The 514-nt window shown below is 70.8% G+C and carries 1 protein-coding gene; it reads right to left on the reverse strand.

What is annotated here, in order from left to right; translation table 11 throughout:
- A partial coding sequence (locus ACFQ2V_RS21250; protein WP_386055018.1) for a hypothetical protein occupies positions 1 to 391 on the reverse strand: 391 nt, incomplete at its 3' end.
- Between the last annotated feature and the right edge of the window lie 123 nt (positions 392 to 514).

Consider the following 514-nt stretch of genomic DNA (forward strand, 5'->3'; position numbering starts at 1 on the left):
CGAGCGCCTCGACCTGCGCCATCACCGCCTCACCCGCCCGCAGCAGGCCCTCGGTCACCCCCACCGACCGCGACCGCTCGTCCTGCTGCGGTCGGTCCACGCCTTCGGCCCGGGCCCTCGGCTCAGCCGGCTCTGCGGCGGCCTCGGGCCCCGGACGCTCGGCGGCACGCACCTTGCTCGCAGAGGACCGCGAGGTTGCGTGCGTCTCGCTGGGGCCGCCCGGGCTGTCGTAGACGACCTCGCCGGCACAGCGGTTCGGCAGCACCGTGATGACCGGCCGAACCGACCCCGCGACGCCATTCGGGTCACGGACCCATGCCAGGTCGAGCACTCGTGGAGACCCGCCAGCGAGCAGCGCGGCGAAGGCTCGTGAGGAAGCGACGTACGGCATACGGCCCTCCCCCCGGCGCTGCTTGGACTACCTCAAGTAGAACGGATGTTCTGCATATCTGCTTAGGTGAAGTCCGGTATGCCGGTTTCTGGCTTCAGCAGGTCCTTGAGCGGGTGCGGGTCG

Origin of the sequence: Terrabacter terrigena (assembly GCF_042676085.1) — a bacterium.
Classification (GTDB): domain Bacteria; phylum Actinomycetota; class Actinomycetes; order Actinomycetales; family Dermatophilaceae; genus Terrabacter; species Terrabacter terrigena.